This window comes from Paenibacillus sp. sgz302190 (assembly GCF_059820445.1).
Genome location: NZ_JBZYAO010000032.1, coordinates 71,504 through 93,257, shown reverse-complemented (window position 1 = coordinate 93,257; position 21,754 = coordinate 71,504). Strand labels below are relative to the sequence as shown.

At 50.7% G+C, this 21,754-nt stretch carries 18 protein-coding genes and 1 riboswitch; of the genes, 7 read left to right on the top strand and 11 right to left on the bottom strand.

The window, feature by feature from the left end; all coding sequences use genetic code 11:
* Positions 1-135: 135 nt before the first annotated feature.
* Together AC6RNO_RS27260 and AC6RNO_RS27255 are read right to left on the bottom strand one after the other, a co-directional pair.
* Positions 136-675: a hemerythrin domain-containing protein gene (locus AC6RNO_RS27260; RefSeq protein WP_497107395.1), complete on the bottom strand. Its 540-nt coding sequence runs from the start codon at positions 673-675 to the stop codon at positions 136-138.
* Between the two features lie 153 nt (positions 676-828).
* Positions 829-3,036: a methyl-accepting chemotaxis protein gene (locus AC6RNO_RS27255; protein WP_497107394.1), complete on the bottom strand. Its 2,208-nt coding sequence runs from the start codon at positions 3,034-3,036 to the stop codon at positions 829-831.
* 380 nt (positions 3,037-3,416) lie between these two features.
* Between AC6RNO_RS27255 and AC6RNO_RS27250 the strand changes: the two genes are divergently transcribed.
* The 4 genes from AC6RNO_RS27250 (at position 3,417) to AC6RNO_RS27235 (ending at position 7,197) form a co-directional block, all read left to right on the top strand.
* On the top strand, positions 3,417-4,871 hold the full coding sequence (locus AC6RNO_RS27250) for a circularly permuted type 2 ATP-grasp protein (protein ID WP_474683560.1): 1,455 nt from the start codon (positions 3,417-3,419) through the stop codon (positions 4,869-4,871).
* A 51-nt stretch (positions 4,872-4,922) separates the two neighbouring features.
* Positions 4,923-5,882: an alpha-E domain-containing protein gene (locus tag AC6RNO_RS27245; protein ID WP_474683559.1), complete on the top strand. Its 960-nt coding sequence runs from the start codon at positions 4,923-4,925 to the stop codon at positions 5,880-5,882.
* Positions 5,879-6,739 carry a transglutaminase family protein gene (locus AC6RNO_RS27240; RefSeq protein WP_474683558.1) on the top strand — a complete coding sequence of 287 codons (861 nt, stop codon included), beginning with the start codon at positions 5,879-5,881 and terminating at the stop codon, positions 6,737-6,739. The genes AC6RNO_RS27245 and AC6RNO_RS27240 overlap by 4 nt, the downstream gene beginning before the upstream one ends.
* A 221-nt stretch (positions 6,740-6,960) precedes the next feature.
* Entirely contained in the window at positions 6,961-7,197 is a 237-nt protein-coding gene (locus AC6RNO_RS27235; RefSeq protein ID WP_474683557.1) for an AbrB/MazE/SpoVT family DNA-binding domain-containing protein, read from the top strand.
* A gap of 80 nt (positions 7,198-7,277) precedes the next feature.
* Here the strand turns inward: AC6RNO_RS27235 and AC6RNO_RS27230 are convergent, their stop codons facing one another.
* From AC6RNO_RS27230 to AC6RNO_RS27220, 3 genes are all read right to left on the bottom strand, one after another.
* Complete coding sequence (locus tag AC6RNO_RS27230; RefSeq protein ID WP_488437478.1) at positions 7,278-8,099, bottom strand: polysaccharide deacetylase family protein; 822 nt, start codon at positions 8,097-8,099, stop codon at positions 7,278-7,280.
* A 72-nt stretch (positions 8,100-8,171) separates the two neighbouring features.
* Complete coding sequence (locus AC6RNO_RS27225; RefSeq protein WP_497107393.1) at positions 8,172-9,614, bottom strand: C39 family peptidase; 1,443 nt, start codon at positions 9,612-9,614, stop codon at positions 8,172-8,174.
* A 310-nt stretch (positions 9,615-9,924) separates the two neighbouring features.
* Positions 9,925-13,035 (bottom strand): beta-galactosidase, encoded by a 3,111-nt coding sequence (locus AC6RNO_RS27220; RefSeq protein WP_497107392.1) that lies wholly within the window; start codon positions 13,033-13,035, stop codon positions 9,925-9,927.
* 485 nt (positions 13,036-13,520) lie between these two features.
* Positions 13,521-13,704, top strand: a riboswitch (cyclic di-AMP (ydaO/yuaA leader).
* A gap of 9 nt (positions 13,705-13,713) precedes the next feature.
* Between AC6RNO_RS27220 and AC6RNO_RS27215 the strand changes: the two genes are divergently transcribed.
* Entirely contained in the window at positions 13,714-14,010 is a 297-nt protein-coding gene (locus AC6RNO_RS27215) for a hypothetical protein (protein ID WP_474683553.1), read from the top strand.
* A 304-nt stretch (positions 14,011-14,314) separates the two neighbouring features.
* Here AC6RNO_RS27215 and AC6RNO_RS27210 read toward each other — a convergent pair whose 3' ends face one another.
* The 6 genes from AC6RNO_RS27210 to AC6RNO_RS27185 all read right to left on the bottom strand — a co-directional run bounded on the left by AC6RNO_RS27210 (position 14,315) and on the right by AC6RNO_RS27185 (position 20,033).
* The gene (locus tag AC6RNO_RS27210; RefSeq protein WP_497107398.1) at positions 14,315-15,316 is read right to left on the bottom strand and encodes a methyltransferase domain-containing protein; all 1,002 of its coding nucleotides are present in this window, start codon (positions 15,314-15,316) and stop codon (positions 14,315-14,317) included.
* A gap of 735 nt (positions 15,317-16,051) precedes the next feature.
* Positions 16,052-16,315 carry a hypothetical protein gene (locus AC6RNO_RS27205; RefSeq protein ID WP_474683551.1) on the bottom strand — a complete coding sequence of 88 codons (264 nt, stop codon included), beginning with the start codon at positions 16,313-16,315 and terminating at the stop codon, positions 16,052-16,054.
* Positions 16,316-16,573: 258 nt separating this feature from the next.
* Positions 16,574-17,137 (bottom strand): peroxiredoxin, encoded by a 564-nt coding sequence (locus AC6RNO_RS27200; protein WP_474683550.1) that lies wholly within the window; start codon positions 17,135-17,137, stop codon positions 16,574-16,576.
* Positions 17,138-17,166: 29 nt separating this feature from the next.
* On the bottom strand, positions 17,167-17,406 hold the full coding sequence (locus AC6RNO_RS27195; protein ID WP_474683549.1) for a glutaredoxin family protein: 240 nt from the start codon (positions 17,404-17,406) through the stop codon (positions 17,167-17,169).
* A 25-nt stretch (positions 17,407-17,431) separates the two neighbouring features.
* A complete protein-coding gene (locus tag AC6RNO_RS27190; protein ID WP_497107391.1) occupies positions 17,432-18,403 on the bottom strand; it encodes an FAD-dependent oxidoreductase in 972 nt (323 codons plus the stop codon).
* Between the two features lie 739 nt (positions 18,404-19,142).
* On the bottom strand, positions 19,143-20,033 hold the full coding sequence (locus AC6RNO_RS27185) for a ketopantoate reductase family protein (protein WP_488437473.1): 891 nt from the start codon (positions 20,031-20,033) through the stop codon (positions 19,143-19,145).
* A 160-nt stretch (positions 20,034-20,193) separates the two neighbouring features.
* On the opposite strand from AC6RNO_RS27185, the gene AC6RNO_RS27180 reads away from it, so the two are divergent.
* Complete coding sequence (locus AC6RNO_RS27180; protein WP_497107390.1) at positions 20,194-20,805, top strand: TetR family transcriptional regulator; 612 nt, start codon at positions 20,194-20,196, stop codon at positions 20,803-20,805.
* 344 nt (positions 20,806-21,149) lie between these two features.
* Positions 21,150-21,716 carry a TetR/AcrR family transcriptional regulator gene (locus tag AC6RNO_RS27175; RefSeq protein WP_474683545.1) on the top strand — a complete coding sequence of 189 codons (567 nt, stop codon included), beginning with the start codon at positions 21,150-21,152 and terminating at the stop codon, positions 21,714-21,716.
* Positions 21,717-21,754: the final 38 nt, after the last annotated feature.

Below are 21,754 nucleotides of genomic sequence, written 5' to 3'. Positions count from 1 at the left end.
CAGCGCAACATCGTCCCCATAGTGAAGGATCGCTCTTTCAAACGGAACAAACAGACAAAAGCTAACAAATTCACGAAGACCAAGCGGCGGGGGCTATAACCGCCTAACCTGACAACATTGCCCCCCCGATACCCCCTAGCCGGATCGTTCCGATTCCGTTAGAATTTGCTCCGCGAGCGGATAGACGAACTCCTCCTCCAAGCTGAAATGCTTGAGCAAAAGGAGGCACGCTTTGATCAACTCCGCCGTCATGAAGTGCAAAAATTCGAGATCGATGGGCACTTTCATCGCATTCACCCCGTCGACGTAAGAACGGACAACCTCTTTGGCCAAATCATGATCCTGCTCAAGCACGATGATCGACCGCGCGATGGAGAAGGCTTTTGCCCGGTGAAAGTAAGACTGCAGCAGCGGAAACAACTCCCGCTCCTCCCATTCCGAATGCTGCTCCAAATCCTCGACCAGGCAGAGGATCCGGTCCTGCAGCTCAATCAGCTTGCACATGCCGACGGAGCAGTCTTGAAGAGAGTAAAGCGAAACCGCCATGACGCGGATTTCCGTGAGCCGGCCGCGCATTTGCGCGTGCTCCGTTTGCAGACGTTCCACGATAGCCCGCAAGTTGGCGGGAGGCGCAGCGTATTGTAGATTGGCTTGAGCGCCCGGACGGTTTTCCATCAGATTTCCTCCTTGTAAATGGCTGACTGACTCGCTGTTACCATTGTATGCGGCTACAGCCAGCTTACATTCGAAAGAATCCGATTTATCGCACCGCGCGCAGCTCCCAGTGCACGGCGCTGCGCTGCATGACGACGGTCGGTCGACCACATGTTATCGCAGCCGGTTTTCCGTTAACCGGAACTGGTTGACCAGCAGCAGCAAGGACTGCGTGATCGTGCCCACCGTGCCTGTCGTATGGCGAACATGATGCATATCGCTCAAAAGCTCCCGCACCGTGCGCTCGACTTCCGCGGATATTTGGCGGTTCTCGATGCTCACGTCCGCGACCCGCTCCATAAGCGCCACGACTTCGTCGACCACCTGCGTTTTCATCGTGTCGTGCGCGTTCGTGCCGCTCAATATTTCCGAAGCCGCCGCAACCATTTGCGTGCCTTCGGCAACGACCCTCGTGCCTTCCTCCATCGATATGAAGGCTTCTTGGGCATGCTGCTCGATACGCTCAATCGTCTCGTTGATTTGCGCCGTGGACTGCTTCGTCAGATCGGCCAGCTTGCGGATCTCGCCGGCCACGACGGCGAAGCCTTTACCATGCTCGCCCACTCTCGCCGCTTCGATCGAAGCGTTCAGCGAAAGCAGATTCGTCTGCGCCGAAATCTCCTCAATGACTTGGAGCAGCTTTGGAATTTCCTGCGTCGTCTGTAAAAACGTCTGAATCGTACCGTTCGTCTCGGCCACTTTCTGCGAAATGTGATCCATCTTCCCGCCGATCCGGCCGACCTCTTCCCGGGCGACGGCGATTTGCCCGGAAGCTTGCCGCTCCAGCTCGCGGAGCGTGCCGCTCATATTCCGCGAGACATCTTTGGCGACGTCGATGTCCTGGAGCTGGCTGAGCAGCGAGCGGATCATATCGTGAATTTTGCCGCTCATCCGCTGCGCCGAATCTTCCGTCGATCCGGCCGAGTCGCTCAAGCGCTCCTGGCTTTCCCGCACGTCCATTGCGGCCTGTTTCACCTGCAGCATAATGCCTTCCAGGGAATCGATCAAATTATTGATCCATTTGGCGATTTCCCGCGTTTCGTCACCGGGGAACTTCTCCGCCTGCAGCCGCTGCGTCAAATCCCCGCCGCCTTCCGCGTTGATGCGGATGAAGCGGTTGATTCGTTCCAACTGCCGCGCGACCGGCTGTATCCCCCGCTTTTGCAGCAGACGGACGCCGATGACGCCGTACAGCAAGCCGGCTGCTGCGGTCATTCCCGCCCCGCTCCATGCGGGCACCCGGCCGCCCAGCAGCGCAAAAGAAGCCGCCGACAGCAGTACGAACCCGAGGATGAAGCCGATCTGCAAACGCAGTATTTTCCAATCGATGCTGCGGAACCGGTACACTTCTTCAAGATCGCCCTCGCACATCATCCCCCACACATCGGGGCAGTGAGGCAGCTGAAAAGTGACCCCCTTGCCGATAACGGGAATGTGACGGTAATCGGAATAGCCCGGAAATTCCACAAACAAATGACTTCCATTCTCGATCGTCCCGGCCACGCCCGGATGAAGCTCACCGGTAGCCGGATCGGTAAAGACCAGTTCCAGCTCGGTATGCTCCTTCACGCTGACAACGCCAAAATCCGTCCGTACGCCATCCTTTAAATTATCTCCGTGCGTAAACGTCAAATCTTCGAACCGGCTTCTCGACAGCGCCGTTCCCGGGGCGATATGCCTATTTAAACCCGGTTTTGCCATAAAAATATAATTATCCCCCGAATCGGGGTACACATGTCCGGACTCCCGCTGAATCAAGTCGCCCAACACATCGTTAGGAACGCGGCCGCACAACGCCCCTCTCCATACGCCGTCGGCGACTACGGGTACAATGTAAAGCAGCGTCATCGCATCATGAAAAGCCGAGGTGCTTGGACCGATTTTTTTCGTCCATGGATCCGAATAAGGCCCGAACAAACATTTCCTGTTCCGGCGCGACTCCCCAAGACCCGGCGACAGGACGCCCTCTCCCGAATAAGCGGTTCCAACATGAGCCGCATGCGTGGAATACACGACGGTATCCCGGTCGTCCAGCACAAACAGCTCCGAAAAATGAACGCCTCTCTTGAGCGCTGCCGCAAACAGACGCCCAACAAGCGGATCGCTCTGCTTAAGCTGACCAGGCCAAGCTTGCTGCTCCGACAATTGTTCGTTCAACCGGGCCAAATAAGACCAATACTCTTCCGCCCAGCTTTGCAAAATTTGCATACGGGTTTGAGCGATCCCCTCGAAAATGTGCTCTACATCTTCCTTAAGGTGGCGGTTTAAACGATAAGACCACCACAAAGGCAGCCCTTTTCCAAATCCCAGCCAATCGAACATAGATCCATCCCCTTTTTATTCACATAAAATGTGACTTTATTTAACATTCTTTATCCGACATTTTAATGCTGAATTCGACTGAAATCAAGCAGGAATTACCTGGAATAAGTAATATTCCCCCTTGACATCAACTGAATTTTACTGATATCCCGAAACAGTTCGTTTTTTGTCGACAAATAGTTATGACAGGTATATTGACATAATTTTCTGAAATATCTAAAATGAAAGAAAAATCAAAGTTTTTCCAGAACATCATGTGAGATTACACAACACAACATAACTTCAATTTTTTTTCGGAAAGGAGGCCTGGTTTCTGCTTCGGGCCCATTTATTAGAAAGGCCACCGATTCCGAAAGCACGCCTAGAAACCAGGGGGCCACATGTCCAAACCCGTAGATCTCGTCACCAACCCCTATGATCCCAACCCTTTTTTCGATGAAATGTTCATTAGCTCCTACTCGGTACGCAAACATTATCAAAGCGTGTACCGCCAGTTTATGGCCATGAAAGCCGGCAGCCTGAGCAAACGGCAATCGGCTACCATGAAGCGGATGATGGAAGAGGGCATTACTTTTACGCTGTACAGCCCTGATCAGACAGAACCTCTCGAACGGACGATTCCGTTTGACCCGATTCCCCGCATCATCCCGAAAGACGAATGGTCCCGGCTCGAGAAGGGACTCCACCAGCGCGTCAAAGCTTTGAACATGTTTATAAAAGATATTTATCATCATCAGGAAATATTGAAAGAAGGCATTATCCCGCGGAAAATGGTGCTCTCCAACCGGTACTTCCGGCCGGAGATGATGCGGCTGTCCGTACCGAACGACGTCTATATCACCGTCTCCGGCATCGATTTGATCCGCGATGAAAAGGGGGAATATTTCGTACTCGAAGACAATCTCCGGTCGCCTTCCGGCTTCTCCTATTTGTACAAAAGCAGGTCGATTATGACGCACCTGTTTCCGGAGCTCGTATTCAGCCATTCCATTCAAGATATCGAGCGCAGCTTGAACGTGTTTTTGTCGGCGTTGCGGAGGCTGAGCCCTTCCGGGAAAGCGGATCCGGTCATCGGGCTCTTGACCCCGGGGTGCTACAACTCCGCCTATTTCGAGCACACTTTCCTCGCGCAGCAAATGGGGATCGAGCTTGTAGAAGGCAACGATCTGACCGTCATCGATCATAAAGTGTACATTCGCGGGATGAACGGCCTTCGCCAGATCGATGTCATTTACCGGAGAATCGACGATGATTTTTTGGACCCGCTGGCCTTCAATCCAAGCTCCATGCTCGGTGTCGCCGGCATTATGAACGCCTACCGAGCCGGCAATATCAATATCGTCAATGCGCCGGGCACGGGCGTAGCGGACGATAAGGCGATCTACGCTTACGTGCCGGACATGATCCGCTACTATTTAAATGAGCAGCCGATCTTGAACAACGTGCCGACCTACGTGCTCTCAAGACCCGAGGAACGGGAATACGTTCTCGGTCGCCTGGATCAAATGGTCGTCAAGGAAACGTCCTTATCCGGCGGTTACGGCATGTTGATCGGCCCGACGGCCACCGACCGCGAAATCGCCGAGTTTGCTTTGAAAATCAAGGAACAGCCTGACCGCTATATCGCCCAACCCACGATTCAGCTCTCGAGAGCGCCGGTTATGGCTGACGGGAATATGGTTCCACGGCATATCGATCTTCGCGCCTTTGTCATAAACGGAGAAGACACGCAGGTCATTCCCGGCGGATTGACACGCGTCGCTTTGAAGGAAGGCTCGCTCGTCGTCAACTCTTCGCAGGGCGGCGGTTGCAAGGACACATGGGTTATGCAGTAACGAAAGCAAACAAGAAATCCGGATAAAAATATAGACGGGAGGCTGTGGGATATGGTGATGATGGGTCGTACGGCAGAGGCTTTATTTTGGGTTGGCCGGTATTCGGAACGAACGGAAAATCATGCCAGGTTCATCGATGTGTACTATCACATCCGCGAAGAAAAAGAAAAGGCGGACGGCGAGTCATGGCGCAGGCTGATCGATACGATCGGCGACCGCCGGGTATTCATGGAGCAGTACGGCAGCTTCACCGAGAGCCATGTGCTGCAATACACCACGCTCGATAAAAGCAACACCAACTCGCTGCTGGCATGCACGAATCACACCCGCGCCAATCTGCGCACGATTCGCGAGAGAATGCCGGCGGAGCTGTGGGACATTTTGAACGGTCTGTACCTGTGGTTAAAAGAAAAAGAAGTGCGGGACATAACCGCGGATTCGCCGCATCTTTTTTACCGGAACATCCGGGATTCGCTGTCCATGTTCCAGGGCGCGGCCGTGTCGATCATGCCCAGGGAGAACGAGTGGTTTTTCATCGAAGCCGGACGCTACCTCGAACGTGCGGAAAATACGCTGCGGCTGCTCAAATCGCTTTGCACCGTCTACGCCGCAGAGGAGCCGTGCTCCTATCCGCTCATGCTGTCGGTGCTCAAATCGGTCAGCGGCTACGAAGCGTTCCGCCGCGTCTATGCGGACACCGTCAGCCCGGCCCACATCGTCAAATACTTGATGCTCAGCGAAGCGTTTCCGCGTTCCGTCAGCTTTTCCTTTAATGCGCTGGAAAGTGCGCTGCGCTCCATCGAAGAGGAAGAGTCCGCCCTTAGCGAGGCGATCCAGAAGCTTGCCAAACTTGCCGGCAAAGTAAAGGCCACACTGGACTGCATGGACGACGAGGAGATGAAAACCGGCAAATTGGAGTTGACCCTGAACGCACTGCTGGAATCGTGCAATCTGATCGGCTCCCGTATGTCCAAAGTCTTTTTCCCCCCTCGCGAGGAGGTTATCGCATGAAGCTCGAGATCACCCACATTACACGCTACTCCTACGCGGAAGAAGTGCAGGACAGTGTCAATGAAATCAGGCTGACGCCCCGCACCAATTACCGTCAATCCTGCTACCATCATACGATTGCGACCGAGCCCGTTTCATCGCTGTTTACTTATGAGGACTATTTTTACAACCGCGTGCATGCCTTTACCGTCAATCAGGCGCACCGCGAGCTCGTTATCAAGATGGTATCCACGGTGGTCACCCACGATAATGACAATGTCCGATCCGACGAGCTTGCTTCGGACGAAGAGAAGGAACTGCTGTTGAGCGACACTTTTCAAGACCAATATGCCGAATATTTGCTGCAAACCGGCTACACCGAGCTGTCGGGCGAGATTCAAGCTTATTCCGACGCCATTGACGATAAAGGACTGAGCGCCTGCGAGCTGATTCAAAGCATCAACTCGACGATTTACAAGGACTTCACCTACGACCCGTCGGCGACCAGCGTACAGACGACGGTAGGTGAAATGCTGCGCATCAAACGTGGTGTCTGCCAGGACTACTCCCATTTGATGATCGCGATCTGCCGGCACAAAGGAATTCCCGCCCGCTACGTGAGCGGCTACCATTTTGTGGGCGATTTGCAAGGCGGCAGCAGCAACTTTACACAGGCGTCCCACGCCTGGGTGGAATGCCTGATCCCGGGCACAGGCTGGTTCGGCTACGATCCGACGAACAATTGCGAAGTCAACTGGCGCTACGTCAAGCTGGGGCACGGCCGGGATTACAATGACATCGTGCCGGTAAAAGGCGTTTACCGCGGCACAGGCGGGCAGCAGCTTGACGTAATGGTCGACGTGCGGCTGGTCGATTAATCCTCTCCTTCCTTCTTCACATACCTCTCTCCCTCTCCTTTCCTCATCTTTTCCCCACTTCCTCATTGATCTCCCGATACCGCCCCGCTTCATCCCCCCCTTCTTTTCCCCAGCCGTCAAAAAAAATTTGCCTATTTAAAGGAATCTCCCCTTAAATGTGGAATATGAGTAGCAGTACTTGTCGTTCGACGATTTTTACGCCACAGGAAGGAGGAACTTGCATGAAATCCACGGGAATCGTCAGAAAAGTAGACGAACTGGGCCGTATCGTACTGCCGATTGAGCTGCGCCGCACGCTGCACATCGAGATCGGAGACGCGATCGAGGTTTACGTCGACCCTGAAAGAATTACACTAAAAAAATACATGCCCGCTTGCATCTTTTGCGGCAATTTCGAGAACATGACGTATTTTAAAGGAAAACTGGTTTGCAGCAGTTGTATCGACGAAATTATATAAAACGAAAGAACCGCGGGGGAGTTTGCGTCCTGCGGTTCTTTTTCGTTATTCATTAATGCTTCTCGTTTCTTCGTTATAAGTCACTGGTCTGGAATCGTGATCAATTTGAACCCTTTACTTTTGATTCCTTTTATCACGGCCGGGAGTGCGGCAATCGTAGCAGGATTATCATGCAGTACAATAATACTGCCCGATTTCACTTGGGATAACACTTTCTTTGCAATCTTTGCAGAGTTAGTTGTCGACCAGTCCTCCGGATCTTCATTCCATAATACCATTTTCATTTGGTTTTCTTCTGTGATAAGCTTGGTGTCATTATTATAAGAGCCATACGGCGGTCGAAATAAAGTTATTGGTGACGTATCCCACTTCCTGAGTGCGGCCAGTCCTTTATCAAATTCGTTTTTTTGCTCATCATACGTCATTTTCGTCATTTGGGGATGGGTATTGGAGTGGAAACCCACGACGTGTCCCTCATGTACAGCTTTTGTTACAGCTTCCGGATAGGTCTTTACATTTTGTCCCAATAAGAAAAATGTGACATGGACATTTTGCTCTCTTAACACTTTGAGAAGCTTCTCGGTATGCTTGGTCGGACCATCGTCTATAGTAATAGCAACGCTGCCTTTACCTACGGAATAGACCGGTTTTAAAGTCGATAGCTTCGTTTGCTTTATGGCCCCTGAACCTGCCGATTCCTCTATAGCAGTTACATGTTGACCTGTAGTACTATCTGTTGGTAAAGTTTCCGGAACTTGGATCGGTGGCGAACTCGAAGGTTCCAAAGATACGGCATTAACCTGATCGGGGGAAGATTTAATAGAAATTGTTTCTTCTACACAACCAGCAAGAGATATACAACATACAACTAAAATAATGAATGCTTTAAAAAATGATTTCATTGTAATTACCTGCCAAACATGGTGGATTTTTCCGCAGCTTGCACTCTGAATACCCATTCCAATCCTATTGTTTTATGAATGTCTCGAATTAGGCCGCGATTGTAACGTTGTAAAACCTTTATCTTGCAGATTTCTTAGGAGTTGCAGCGCTTCAGCGCGGGTTAAACCAAGGTTCCCCCCATATCCCGAAACGGTAGCCGAAGTTTTCCCCTGTGAATATCCGTTATCAAGTAAAAATTTAATTGCATAATCTTCATTTTTGAAATTTTTACCATTCAATCCGGAAACAATAGTAGCCACTTTTGTGCGATTAATCACTTGATCGCGATCAACCCCATCAAGTCCCAAATTATACTTGTTAGCATACATATAATATATATCACTCCAAATTGCAGTGCCTGGAGGATTTACGTGAAGAGCTTTAATGCTTTCCGGATACATGCGGAAGATCATAGCAAGAAACTCGGCTTCCTTCACGGTACTATCAGGCTTGAAAGAGCCGTCTTGATATCCTTGAACGATTTGATGTTCATTCGACCAAAGAATCGTATCATATGCCCAGTGATGCTTAATATCGTTGAAAACAGGCGCCTCAGTCACGTTTATACCCAATGAAACCGATTTATCGGCGTAGCTGACAACAATTTCAGTTGTCCCCTCGGAGATCCCTCTAATCGTTTGATCGTTTATAGCGATAATTGAACCACGGGAAGCGATCTGGACAGAAGATGTAACATCTACCTGCTCTCCGTCGTCATAATTGGCAACGATGTTTGGAAATGAAATTTTTGAACCGATACTTATTTCGCTTTCATAAGTTCCATATGTTAAATCGGTGACCGAAGGCGTATTTTGCAGCAGCGTAACCGCTCGGCTCCCCATGCTTTCCCAACGATCTTTAAAAGTCCAAAGATTATATGCTACGCGTTTGCCTGTGTAGGGATCATTGAAATATCCGTTATCATCATCCCAGCCAACAAGCAGCATCGCATGTTCCGGACCGTTCCAATGAATCCTATTGCCCTCGGAATCAACCCACGCGTCAACTTCTGCCGGTGCCATTAAATCCAAGGTTACCCATGCCACAACCGGCGATCCCCCTCGAACTGCAGCAAGCAGCTCATCAAAAGAATGGCCTGTCAAGTTTTTCGCTTTGCCTGGAAAATAGCGATCAATGATTTTCAAAATCGGTGTTTCGTACACGCCATAGCCTATCGTAGAATACGGATTCCCGACAAATACTTCATTCGGATTGCCGCCGACATAAGAATTATTAACTACTCCTGGCATCCGGCCTTTTGGCAATAAATCCGCTATATCCGTTTTCGCAACAGAAGCTCCAAAATAGTTCAATAACATTGTAGCAGCGGTTATCTCGCATCCGGACGGCAGTTCCGGAAATTGCGACTCTACTTGCACGTCATTTATCATAAACAATCGCTCGGCTGCTTGCGTTTCTTGGTTTGCAGGGAGAAAAAGAGTTAACATAACTAAAATGATAATTTTTTTAAACATGCCGGTCTCCTCAAGTGCCCATAAAAAATTGGAAAGCATAATGCCAAAGAAGCAATTCACTTTTACTACAAAATTAGGCTAATAGAACTATACGTTCTACATAATAATACAAATTTCTCCTTTTGGGAATCATAATTTGAATTAATAGTTAGCAAAGTAGGAAATATGAAGGAAAAACTCCATGGAAGTGGGCATGTAAAATGACACAGCTGATCCAGCCCCATCGTATAAAACGAACGGGTCCGGACCAGCTGTGTCCAAAGGTAGATTAAAAATCGGCAAAGAAACGAAATTCGCTGGCGTTAAGGTCTCATTTGACGTCAATGGTTACTTCGCGCGGTCTGTAGACCGCCGTAAGGCCGCCTTCCCGGTCCGCCGCAAACATGACCGTACGCTCGCTTTCCAGCTCAAAAGCGTAGCTCCGGCCAGTCGCCGGATCTTTTACCTCAACATTCGCATCCGCGCCAAACTCCGATACGAAAATATACAGCGCACCGTCGTCAAAGCTCAGCTTGCGCCCGTAAATACCCGGCCACTCGCCGCCTTGCAGCCATTCCAGCTCCGCGTCCACGCCTGCCTCCCGGATGGCGTACGCGTACAGTGCTGTCAACGCTTCGCTCCGCTCGTTCAGCTCGATTGGCAGCGGACACCAGATCAGCTGTCCCCGGCCCAGCTCATAGCGGCCGGCCTTGGCGGTCTGCGAGCCTGCCGCCGCGGCGCTAATCTCTTTATTCGCTTGAGCGATGCGCGCCCCGCCGAAAGATACCGGATACAGCTTGCCTTCCAGCTCCATCAGCTCCTCGCGCAGCACGTTGCTCAGCACGGTATCGCCGACAACATCCGCAAGCCTTGCGCGAGGCGTCCAATATTCGTCCAGCCCGAGCGGCCCCGTAAACAGCAGTGTGCCGCCATGCGTACGAACATGATCCGTCAACCGCTGCAGCGCGGCATAGCTGAAATTGTGCGCGCTCGGCACGATGATCAGCTTCGGCCGGTCCTGCTCCAGCGAATCCAGATGGTACTCGCCAAGCGCACGGAACGGTACGTTCATTTCATAGGCAAGCGTTCGGGTCAGCTTGGCCGTCGCGTCAAAAGCGAGCTTTCTCGTCGAGAAATCATTGGAGTAAGGGAAGATGGCGACGATTTCCTCCAGCTTTCTGCCTGCGAACAAATCGCGGATTCCGCCCATGAACGCGCCGAAATCGTAGGAAACGTCCGCCTCCGGCTTCTCCGTCCCGTCCGCCCGCAAAGCGCCGATATGCGACTCATTGATGTTGTTCATATAAAAGTTGATGTTCCAGATCCACTGCACGGCTCCGGCTCCGCCCGTCGAGAACGCATAAGCGTACTTGCGCTCCAAAATGTTGCGCAGCTCAAGCTCCGACCTCTTCGCCCGGCCATCCGCCGTTTCCACGTACATGATGCCGGTTTCCTGCACCAGGTTCGGTTTATCCGGCGCTTTGGTAAAGATGCCGTCCCATACCAGCTGGTCCATCAGCCACCACGAATGCACAGTCGTATAGTCAACTTCCTCGGCGTAGAAAAAAGGAGACGGGCGCTGCGCGCCGAGACCCTCGTCCTGTCCGACCGTCGCCAACTGCCGCGGATTGATGCTGCGGATCGTCGCGATCAACTCACCGGCCCAGCGGTTGTGCATATCCATCGTGAAGAGCGTATAGTCCAGCCACGGCGAGCTTTTTTTCTCCAGTTGCTCCGTCGTATTCATGTTCATTTCGGACGCATCGGGCAGCCGTACGCTTGCAAAATCGGGCAGATCCGCCGGTATCATATTCCACCGTTCCTGCAGCTTGCGGATGCTGCCATGGCGCTCCTGCAGCCACTGCACAAAAGCCTCGTGCTCGAACTTGTCGTGAGCGGACTGAGGGCCGGCAAACGGCTTGTTCGGATTAAACATGGAAGGCTCGTTGATCAAGTCCCAATGAACGTTCGTAGTCTGCGCATGCCTGGAGACGACGGCCGCAATGAACCTTTTCTGCGCTTCGACGCTGCGCGGGTCGAGGTACGGATTTATGCCTTCCCACGCCTCCGGCGTGAATGCGAAGAAGTTGAACGTCACTTCGATATCGTGCCTTTTTGCGGTCAGAATGAAAGCGTCGATCGCCCGCAGCACTTCCTCGTAAGGATGGCCGTCGACGAACATCACCTGACGCCATGCGGACCAAATGCCTGTGCGGATCAGATTGATGCCCGCCTTCGCCATTTGCGCGATGTCCCGGTCCCACACCGAAACGTTCGGCAGGAACAAAAACTTGCGCGCCACATCGCTGGTCATATAAGTCATGCCGACGACAGGCAGCGGACGTCCGTCCTTCACAAAATAGTCGCGGCCTGCCGACATCGGCTCTCCCTGGCGGAGAAGCTCCGCATCGTAGCCCCAGAAGCCTTGGCGGAACAAGCGGACCTCTCCCGTATTGGCGACGGCTTTGCACTCTGCCGTATAATAGCCCGCTGCCAGATCGACAGGCACTTGAAACCGCCGGTACGAAAGCTCGCGGGAAGCGTTCATTTGCACTTCGGCCGACCAGACCGGTTCGGTACCGTCCGCTTTGCCGACCTTGATCGAGAACGTCCAGGAGGCATTGGCCGAAGCCGAAAGGGCTCCCGCCCGGTTCCCCAAAGTTTGCAGCTGCACGGTCAGCGCAGCCCGATCCCCCGGATCGTAGCAAGCATAGTTGGGCTTGAACCAAATTTCCGTAACGCCTCTTTGGACAAATGCGGCCAGATCGGTGATCAGCGAAGCACCACCTTGCGACCAGAAGACGCTATCCGTCAGCAGGTTCGCCAAAACCCAGCGCCCGCCGGCAAAAACGCCCTTCGTGTTCTCGATCAGAACGACTGGGGCGGCGACTTCGCGGCCTTCTGCCGAGATCCCTTTTAAAAGCGGAATAATATGTGCATCCATAGGTCCGCTGGAACCGATCTGGCCCGGATGATCGTCCGAACGCGTAACGTGCAAAGCAAGACCGACGGTCGGCTGCACCGCAATGAGCGATTCGCGGCCTGCCAGCAGCGGCAGCTCGTCGTGCGCCGCATACCGCGCAATTGGAGCAGGATCGACAGGCAGCGCTTCGTGAATATGCAGCTTCTGATGGTAAACCGTTTGCTCGGCTTCCTGCTGCCAGCCGTTTTCGCCGCGATAGACAGGCACCTTGAACGGCACGCTGCCTACATGGACGATCCCTTTGCCCCTGCCGGCTAAACTTTCAATCGCCGTCCACGCATCTTTCGGAAAATATTTGCCGTGCAGATGAACGAACCCTTCCGCCCCCTCCAAAGCTTGCGCCAGCTCGGCAGCGGCAACCAGGCGTCCCACACCGGCAAGCTCCTCCAACTGCCCGCGCTCCGGGCGGACTCCTTCATAAGGAAAGTCAGGATCGTAAAAAATAACCAATTGGCTCATAAGTTCATCCTCCATAGGTACGCCGCTCAAAGCGCGCCCCCGATGTTATTATTGTTAGCCTAACAAATAATCGTTATGTACATAATGTAATCACTTTTCGCAGGAAGGTCAATGATTTTTTGCCAAAACAACGTTCACTTCCGTTTTTTGTTATTTTGTTATCATAACGGACAATCCACGTCTGTCTTTTTGCTGTAAATTCACCCGCAAACCTCGATCCGTTCCGTACCGGACTAGCTCAGCAGCTCCATGCACCATATGGTCGACCGACCGCCGTCATGCAGCGCAACACCGCGCGCCGAGAGCTGCGCGCAGCAGCATTAGCGTCCCATCGCGAGCAGCAGCGCCATAAGATATGAAAACAGAACAAGTAAACGTTGCTTTCATCCGCTAGCGGCAAAAATCGGGCAAAAAAACGCGTTTTTGCGGTTTTACTTTCTTCCGCCTCAGGCGTATCATTCAATTATCCGACTGCCGCAATGCGGCGGATCGGATCGTTTAATCCCGCAAGGGAACGGGGGAACCGACACATGCCAAAGGCGTGCTTGTATCCGTGAGAGGCAAGCGCCAGCCGGCGGCATACGGGGTGAATCCTGGCTAACCCCAGGTAGGGCAACTCTCACGGCCCGAATCCGGCAGCTAACCTCGTCAACGCAATGGAGAGAGGACGGATGCGCGATGTTTAGCAAACTTCATCAATTGGAACAAATGGTACCCGAGAAAAATAAAGATATTGCGCTGTACGCCAAACACGTCATTGAAGCGCTGGATCAATTCGAAGACCACCACCGCAAGCTCGTCGCCGCACAAGCCATTGCCGGCATCAAGCAAAACGGCGAAGTTGAATCGGCCTTTTACGAGACGATCCGGAACATGAAAGACCATCTGCTCGCAACACTGGAATGGACAATCGAAGATCTCCAGCACAAAGGCGACAAAAACTATAAAAAGCACTTTGTCGACGGTGTGGAGTAAGTTGAAAAGAACGTACAAACCTCCGGTACCGCTTAATCTGGCAAAACACTTTGTCGACGGTGTGGAGTAAGTTGAAAAGAGCGCAAAAACCTCCAGTCCCGCTTAACCGGCGAGGCTGGAGGTTTGTTTGCGGTATGGTGCGGCGCGGCATGGCGTGGCAGTTGACAAACCGCGGAAGTTCAGACCGCCCGCTAGAGCTGGCGGGTCATTGGCAACGAGCTGAAAGCCTGCAAAAGTACAGGCTTTTTCGCTTAAAACGACCCGTTCGGAGGAAAAACCTGCAATTGTGCAGGAATTCCCGCTCCTAACAGGGCCGAGCCCCGGTTTTAGCGAAAAAACCTGCAGATTTGCAGGAATTTTTCCCCTGCACGGGCAGCGTGGAGCAAAAAGATGTATTTTTGCAGGCTTTGCGATGCCAATTGGGTTGGGGCGCTGTTTTCAATGGTGGTGTAGAACGTGCAGAACATATCGTTGGAACTTTGGCGCCCCTGTCACCATTAGGACTCGCGAACGGCCAGTACGCGAACCCGTACATAGTCCGCGCTCCAGGCGCCGTTCGCGTAGAGACGCGGACGCAGCCGCTCCTCGGCGCGGCGCAGAGCCGTTTCTTTGACGTCGTCCGCGAGGCCGTCAAAGAAGAAGTCGGCGAAGGTGTCGATCCAAAGCCGCATGCCTTGCTCCCCGCCCGAAAGCGCCGTCGGGCGGGCAAAATGCTCGGCGCAAGCAACGCGGAAGCCGTGCGCCTCCAGCAGCGTGGTATATTCCCCGATACTCGNAGCGCCGTCGGGCGGGCAAAATGCTCGGCGCAAGCAACGCGGAAGCCGTGCGCCTCCAGCAGCGTGGTATATTCCCCGATACTCGGGAAATACCACGGATTCCGCGCCTGGGCATCGATGCCCAGGCCTTGCAGTGCCTCCGCGATCGCCTCTGTGATCGCGGCGATATTGCCCTTGCCGCCAAATTCGGCGGCAAAGCGCCCGCCCGTCCGCAGCGCGAGCCGGACGGTTTCCACCGCCGCTTCCGGCGGCTTGATCCAATGCAGCGCAGCATTGGAGAAGACGCCGTCGAAGCGGCGCGGGCTGCGGTAGGCGGTCGCGTCCGCCACCGTGAATTCCAGGCCCGGGTATTTGGCCCGGGCCTGCGCGATCATCGACTCGGAGAAGTCGATGCCCGCGGGTTCTGCGCCGAGCCGCGCCAGCTCGGCGGCAAGGTCTCCCGTGCCGCATCCGAGGTCGAGGATGCGTTCTCCGCGCTGCGGCGCCAGCAGCGCCAGCGCGGTTTGGCCGTAGCCGGAGACAAAGCTCATGTTGGCATCATACTGCGCGGCATTCCAATTTTTCGCGGCTTGTTCTTCTGTCATGGAATCATCCCTGCTTTCTTGTGCATACTAGGCTGGCTAACGTTAGTTGGTTTTATTATACTCGCCACACTTATAATTACTAATATATAATAACTCTTATTTTCATAGATAAAACCTATAAGTGTTCGAGAAGTCTATCCGACGAACTCGGTAGAAGGTATGTGCAAGCGAGTTGGCGGTTTCTACCCAGCGCTAGCGGCATATATGCAGTTTTGTTCATTAAGTCCGCACAAAAGCAACTCCGCCCGACAGACTCCTGGTTGAACGCTACGAAAATAACGTTCATTCAGGACGACCAGTTAGTCTGTACTATGATCCGTAAGTTCCCGGCACTGACGAACTGGTCTAGGAGCTGGTCTAGCGTTATTAGCATTTCCCAGTTGAACGTTCGCAAAAAACGGTCATTCAGGGCGAGCGTTATTCGCCTTTATTTCTTCGCGGCTGAGTTGTAACGAACCTGAGCGTCGTTGTTAGGCTCCTCCATCGTTCATTCGGGTGGTTTTCCCACGAAATAAGGCTGCCTCGGTGCGTTACATGCTGAAAAGCCTTCTGGAAGCACGTTTAAGACTTGTATGGTTCGTTACAATTTGTTTGGCCGCGAACTTGCGTTATTGTAACCCACTACTGCTTCAGCCGCAAGCAGGCCCGATCAAGACGGGAACTGCCTCTAGCCTCTACGCTTCACAAATAAGACAGGACGATCGAAATCGCCACACCCCCGAGGGAGATCCAAAATAAATAAGAGCGGGCCAGTCTACGCAGGCTTTTGTCCTGCCGGTCGATGACCGTTTTTTTGCGCGAGCCGCTTTCGCCGGTTTCTCCCTCCGTCTCGTCCGAAATCTGGGTGCGCCAATTGATAAATTGGAAGCCGATCCCGCTGACTACCACGGAAATCATCAACAAAATCAACGAACCCATAAAAAGTTTATCCGAAATAGACTGCATCCTCTTGCCTCCTGTCCCGTTTCTCCCAAACGACCGCCCTGCCCTGAAATGATTTCATCACCCGGATGAGCCGCGTCATCGGTACGGGAGTCTTGGTGTTACTATTATACTTCAAATGGGATAAACCTCTATCGGTGTTTTTCGAAAATGTGAGGGCCACGTTTAGAGGCAGGTTTAATCGGTTAAAAAAAAGCCTCAACCGCAAAAACGGTCAAGGCTCCATGCAAGCGATACTTTCGTTGTCAAAGCGAAAACGTATTACAGCGTTTTATCCCCTGGCTTCCAGTTTGCCGGGCACAAGCCCCCTGCCTGCAAAGCTTGAAGCACGCGCAGCGTTTCTTCCACGCTGCGGCCGACGTTCATGTCCGTCACTACCTGGTAGCGGAGAATGCCTTCCGGATCGATAATGAACAGTCCGCGGTGCGCCGCGCCCGTAGCCTCGTCAAGCACTCCGTAAGCTTTTGCCGTCTCTTTGGAAAAGTCGCTGACCAGCGGGAAGCTCACCGGACCGATGCCATTTTGCTCGCGCGGCGTTTGCGTCCACGCTCTGTGCGTATAGACGCTGTCGACGGACGCGCCTACGATCTCGCAATCAAAATCGAGGAATTGCGCGTAGCTGTCGCTGAATGCCGTAATTTCCGTTGGACATACGTAAGTAAAGTCGAACGGCCAGAAGAAGAAGACCAGCCACTTTCCTCTGTAATCCTCAAGCGAAATGGATTCCTCCAAAGTTTCCATATTTTTCGTCGACAGCAGGTTGAAGGACGGGGCGGGCAGACCGATTTTGGCGGTTTCACTGGCTTGTACAATAGTTTGTGTCATGTTGTTTGCTCCTCTCGAATTGGATCGTTTTATGCGGTGACTTCAGCTAACGCTTTTTTCAGCCGGGTGACGTTCATGCCCAAAATTTTGTGCTCTCCGATCACCGTAACCGGCAAGGACATCATGCCCATGTCGTGCAGCTCTTGGCCGTATTGATCGTTAAGATCGATATTTCTTTCTTCGTAAGCGACATTTTGCTCGGTTAAATATTTTTTAAGCTGTTGGCAATAAGGGCAGTTGGTGCTGGAATATACGATAACGTTGGACATTGGTATCCATCTCCTTGTCAGTAGGTTATTTATATTGCGGGATCAATTGAGCCCGTTTGTTAATGAATTTATCGACCGCCATCGCGGCAATCGCTCCGTCCGCAGCGGCAACGACCGCTTGTTTCACGGGTGAGCGCCTTACTTCTCCGGCCCCGAACACACCGGCTACGGAAGACTGCATGAAGCTGTCAACGATCATGAAGCCTTCCTCATCCAGCGGAACCTGCTCCTGCAAAAAGTCGGTGCCGGGCTTGCTGCCCGACAGGAAAACAAACACGCCGTCAACCGGCAAAACTTCTTCCTGGCCTGCGGCCGAGCGGATTTTGAGGCCCGTTACCTGATTGTCGCCGATGACTTCCAAAGCTCTCGTTTTAAAAAGAAGCTCGGTACCCGGCAGCTCAGGCAGATGATCGACACCTTGCAGTTCAGGCCGCGGGATGACAAAAAAGATTTTCTCGGCAAATTTGGTCAGCGCATGCGCCTCTTCCAACGCTTCCTCCGAGTCGCCGATGACAGCGACCGTCTTGCCCGTGAAAAAAGCGCCGTCGCACGTAGCGCATGTGCTTACGCCGCGGCCGAGCAAATTTTCCTCGCCGGGAAGCATCCGGTTGCGCCCCTTCGAGCCGGTGGCTACGATCACCGACTTTCCTTCGAACGTCCCGTCTGCGGTAAACACATACTTCGTTTCACCTTCCACATCGACGGCGGTAATCGTCGTCTGCACGAACTCCGCGCCGAAGCCTTTGGCCTGATCGCGCATCGTATCGAGCAGTTGTTTTCCCGTCATTTCCCCCGGCGCACCCGGGTAATTCGCAATTTTATGCGTGATGGCAAGCGCCCCCGTATTCGGAGCTTTGTCGATGACGAGCGTCTTCAGGTTCCCCCTTGCCGTATAAATGGCCGCCGAAGCCCCTGCCGGACCCGCCCCGATAATAATGACATCGTACATAACGTCACTCCCTTTCTCCAAAATCCATCGCCTTTTTGTTTCATTCATTTCAACTGATAACTCATATCACTTAATAATGATTATAAATAAAAATAAATTAAAGTCAATACTAATTTAGAATTATTATAATTTAAATTCTAACGACACAAATGTTCCTACATAACTGTAGGTTGAAGTACAACGACAAGAAAATCTCCTCATTAACGACATGAAAACCACTCGAATATGCACAGTAACTCAGCTCAGTAATTCAACGATCTACTTAATTTTCCACCCCAATTGACACAACGCCCCCTACATTTTGCACATAATTCAAAGACGATCTATCTAATCAATCATATATATCTCCAAATAAACAAATCTATCTTTATTTCGAATTCCCTATCCCAATTTGTCCAAATTGTTCTGACACTACTATTTTCAGTTATAAAACTATAACCACAATAGCATCGATAATGATCGCCATACCTAAAATAGTACATCTGTGTCTTGTTACACCTTATACATGTGTCCCTTAAACTTATCCCGTGGAAAGGGCATTTATTCAAAACCCTTAGTTGATGAAAAATACTATGAAAGTGATATTTCAAGCATTCCTCACAATATTTAAAGTATTTACTAAAGTGATCATAGGGTTTTCTGCCTAAATACGATGAGTTACAAACCTTTTTTATAAACTCTCTTTGTTTTTTAAGATCGTAATTTGTATAGCACATTTATCTTAGATGACACTATGGTTATATCAGTATCCGTTTTGCAGTCCTATGTTTAGTCTACGGTGATGTCATCACCGTATAGATATCTTTTTATGAAACATTTCATCTAATAACATTATTTCTGCTTTTTGGCTGACGGCATGGTTCCCAAGCTTTACATCAATAATAAAGTCATTGCTCAGCATCTGGTGGTAACGGGAAATAATATCGTTTTCGGGCAATTCCCCCAATGCCTTCGTTTCGGGTGGGATTACCGGAATACCGGCTTGCTCTACCCGGTTAATGTTTTGTTTAATATCTGCGGCGATCTTGCTTAGAGTGCTTACACTCCTTGCTGATTCTAAATCCACCATTCCGTCATTCGTATAGAAATGCTTGTTGACGATAGCCAATGCAGTATGTGAAATATGGAATGCCTGAATGTCTTTTTGAATTTCATAATGTAAATCCACCGATTCAAATATTTTGGCAAGCTCTTTCACTCTTTCGGTAGTCAGTCCATTTATTTCACCAAAAATGGTCCCTTGATGTTTTTCGGAGCCGAATTGGGCATATAGAACATCCTCTTTGATGTCTCCACCCGCACCCGGGAATCCTGGGAGTAACCGGTCGCCCACGATTTCAAGCCAGCTGTCATATCCAATGGTGTTGGTCAAGGTGACAATGGATTTGCTCTGATTATTCTTGATCACAGTTAGGGCATATTCGGCCTGATCATATCGTACTGGAACAAAAATAAAATCATAAATGTCGTCGTTATCAAGCTTTTCTATCGTTTTGATCGATATTTGCTTCATTGTTCCATTATCGTTGTATCGCAGTCCGTTCCTTTTCAGTGCATCCAGTCTCTTTCCTCGTGCCAGCATTGTTACGTCCAGTCCGTACTGTGCAAATCGGAGAGCATATACACTACCAATCACACCAGCACCAAATATTAAAAGTCTATTTTGTTTTGTGTTCATTATGTTCCTTCCTTTCGGAAAATTCGTCACAAATTGTTTAAGCAACATCTGTCTGGTACAATAATATTACTGAATTTGTATGAATACAACAGGCAGATTCAGTGGAAAGTTGCATAGACAACACAGTGTGATATTTGATGTTTTAGAAGGGGATATGGATATGGTAAATCTGCAAGATCCAAGGGTTTTGCGCACACGACAGTTAATAAGGGAAGCATTCAGAGATTTGTTGCGGAGTAAAGAATTTGATGCAATAGCCATAAAGGATATCGCACAGAAAGCCACCATTAACCGCGCCACCTTTTATGCCCATTATGAAGATAAATATGCTTTGCTTGAAGAAATCACAGAACAGGTTTTTCGTGAGATGATTCCCGAGCAAGTGATGAATGCACCGGAGTTTACAGTTGAAATATGTGACCATTTGATCTTGCTGACACACCACTACATTGTAGATTTTTACCAGATATGCAGAATGGATTCCAAATCGATTGCTGTGCTTGTGGATGAAAAGGTAAAGAAGATGTTGCAGCAAATAATAGAAAGCATTTTTTCGAAAGGGCAATATACAGACCACCACCGTACAAAGATCATTTCGGCTATGACAGGCTCAGCGATCTATGGCGCTGCGCATTATTGGTTAACTGTTGGGGAAAATAATCGAACCGATTTACTTATAGATATTGTTCGTCCTTATGTAATGAATGGTCTGGGGCTGTATAGCAGTTGCGATGAATATATAAACGATTCGCCGACTGCGCCTTTAGGTTAACGCTTACGTTAGCCTAATATTTTATTTATCAGTCGAACACTTTAGTTATACGAACTCGCCGGCCAGATCCTAGAGCTGCACGAAGCCGTGTCGCAGGCTCGCCAGTCTACAACTTAATTTTCTGAGTTTATCAAGAGCTAAATATAAAAAAGTCAGATAAAATAAAGAGTTCTACATATTGTACATGACTAATATGTGGAACCCTTTATGTTTAACTATCGTACCCGTTAGTTCAAAAAACGTCTCTAGAAATACAAGTCGATACAGCTCATTGATAACAAAATAAACTAGGTATTGACTGACTAGTCACTTTTTAATAAAATACCAATAAAAGGAGGTTAAGTATGGCCAGACCAAAAAGCGAAGACAGACAAAACGCTATTATGTCGGCAGCGATTCGCGTTATTGCCTCCAAAGGATTGGGCGCAGCAACGGCAACAATCGCGAAAGAGGCTGGCGTCTCTAACGGCTCACTTTTCACCTACTACGAAACGAAGACCCATTTGTTGAACCATCTCTACTTAGAACTAAAGGCTGAGATGGCTGAAGTTTCCTTAGGCGAACTTCCGATGGAGAGCGACGTCCGCATGCAGGCGCTTCATATGTGGTCCCATTGGCTACACTGGGCAACGTCCTATCCAGAAAAGCGCCGGACACTCGAGCTTCTGAGCATATCAGACGAAATCACAAAAGAGAGCCACCAGACTGCGAGTCTGGCGCTCACCGGAATGAGAGAGCTTCTGAAACGGAGCAGTGAAAATGGGCCCATGCGCGAAGCACCGATAGGATTCATAGCTGCCCTCATGACCGGGTTAGCGGAAGCGACAATCAACTACATGCTTATTGACCCGGCCAACGCAGACAAACATTGTATGGCTGGATTCGAAGCCTTTTGGCGAATACTTACTTAAATTTTTTTAACCACATAATGACTGACTAGTCATACATT

What these genes read in the sequence shown, in the direction of transcription:
- AC6RNO_RS27250 (WP_474683560.1), top strand. Translation starts at nt 3,417, where the DNA reads ATGTCCAAACCCGTAGATCTCGTCACCAACCCCTATGATCCCAACCCT.
- AC6RNO_RS27245 (WP_474683559.1), top strand. Translation starts at nt 4,923, where the DNA reads ATGGTGATGATGGGTCGTACGGCAGAGGCTTTATTTTGGGTTGGCCGG.
- AC6RNO_RS27175 (WP_474683545.1), top strand. Translation starts at nt 21,150, where the DNA reads ATGGCCAGACCAAAAAGCGAAGACAGACAAAACGCTATTATGTCGGCA.
- AC6RNO_RS27240 (WP_474683558.1), top strand. Translation starts at nt 5,879, where the DNA reads ATGAAGCTCGAGATCACCCACATTACACGCTACTCCTACGCGGAAGAA.
- AC6RNO_RS27205 (WP_474683551.1), bottom strand. Translation starts at nt 16,315, where the DNA reads ATGCAGTCTATTTCGGATAAACTTTTTATGGGTTCGTTGATTTTGTTG.
- AC6RNO_RS27180 (WP_497107390.1), top strand. Translation starts at nt 20,194, where the DNA reads ATGGTAAATCTGCAAGATCCAAGGGTTTTGCGCACACGACAGTTAATA.
- AC6RNO_RS27225 (WP_497107393.1), bottom strand. Translation starts at nt 9,614, where the DNA reads ATGTTTAAAAAAATTATCATTTTAGTTATGTTAACTCTTTTTCTCCCT.
- AC6RNO_RS27215 (WP_474683553.1), top strand. Translation starts at nt 13,714, where the DNA reads ATGTTTAGCAAACTTCATCAATTGGAACAAATGGTACCCGAGAAAAAT.
- AC6RNO_RS27185 (WP_488437473.1), bottom strand. Translation starts at nt 20,033, where the DNA reads ATGAACACAAAACAAAATAGACTTTTAATATTTGGTGCTGGTGTGATT.
- AC6RNO_RS27190 (WP_497107391.1), bottom strand. Translation starts at nt 18,403, where the DNA reads ATGAATGAAACAAAAAGGCGATGGATTTTGGAGAAAGGGAGTGACGTT.
- AC6RNO_RS27235 (WP_474683557.1), top strand. Translation starts at nt 6,961, where the DNA reads ATGAAATCCACGGGAATCGTCAGAAAAGTAGACGAACTGGGCCGTATC.
- AC6RNO_RS27195 (WP_474683549.1), bottom strand. Translation starts at nt 17,406, where the DNA reads ATGTCCAACGTTATCGTATATTCCAGCACCAACTGCCCTTATTGCCAA.
- AC6RNO_RS27255 (WP_497107394.1), bottom strand. Translation starts at nt 3,036, where the DNA reads ATGTTCGATTGGCTGGGATTTGGAAAAGGGCTGCCTTTGTGGTGGTCT.
- AC6RNO_RS27200 (WP_474683550.1), bottom strand. Translation starts at nt 17,137, where the DNA reads ATGACACAAACTATTGTACAAGCCAGTGAAACCGCCAAAATCGGTCTG.
- AC6RNO_RS27220 (WP_497107392.1), bottom strand. Translation starts at nt 13,035, where the DNA reads ATGAGCCAATTGGTTATTTTTTACGATCCTGACTTTCCTTATGAAGGA.
- AC6RNO_RS27260 (WP_497107395.1), bottom strand. Translation starts at nt 675, where the DNA reads ATGGAAAACCGTCCGGGCGCTCAAGCCAATCTACAATACGCTGCGCCT.
- AC6RNO_RS27230 (WP_488437478.1), bottom strand. Translation starts at nt 8,099, where the DNA reads ATGAAATCATTTTTTAAAGCATTCATTATTTTAGTTGTATGTTGTATA.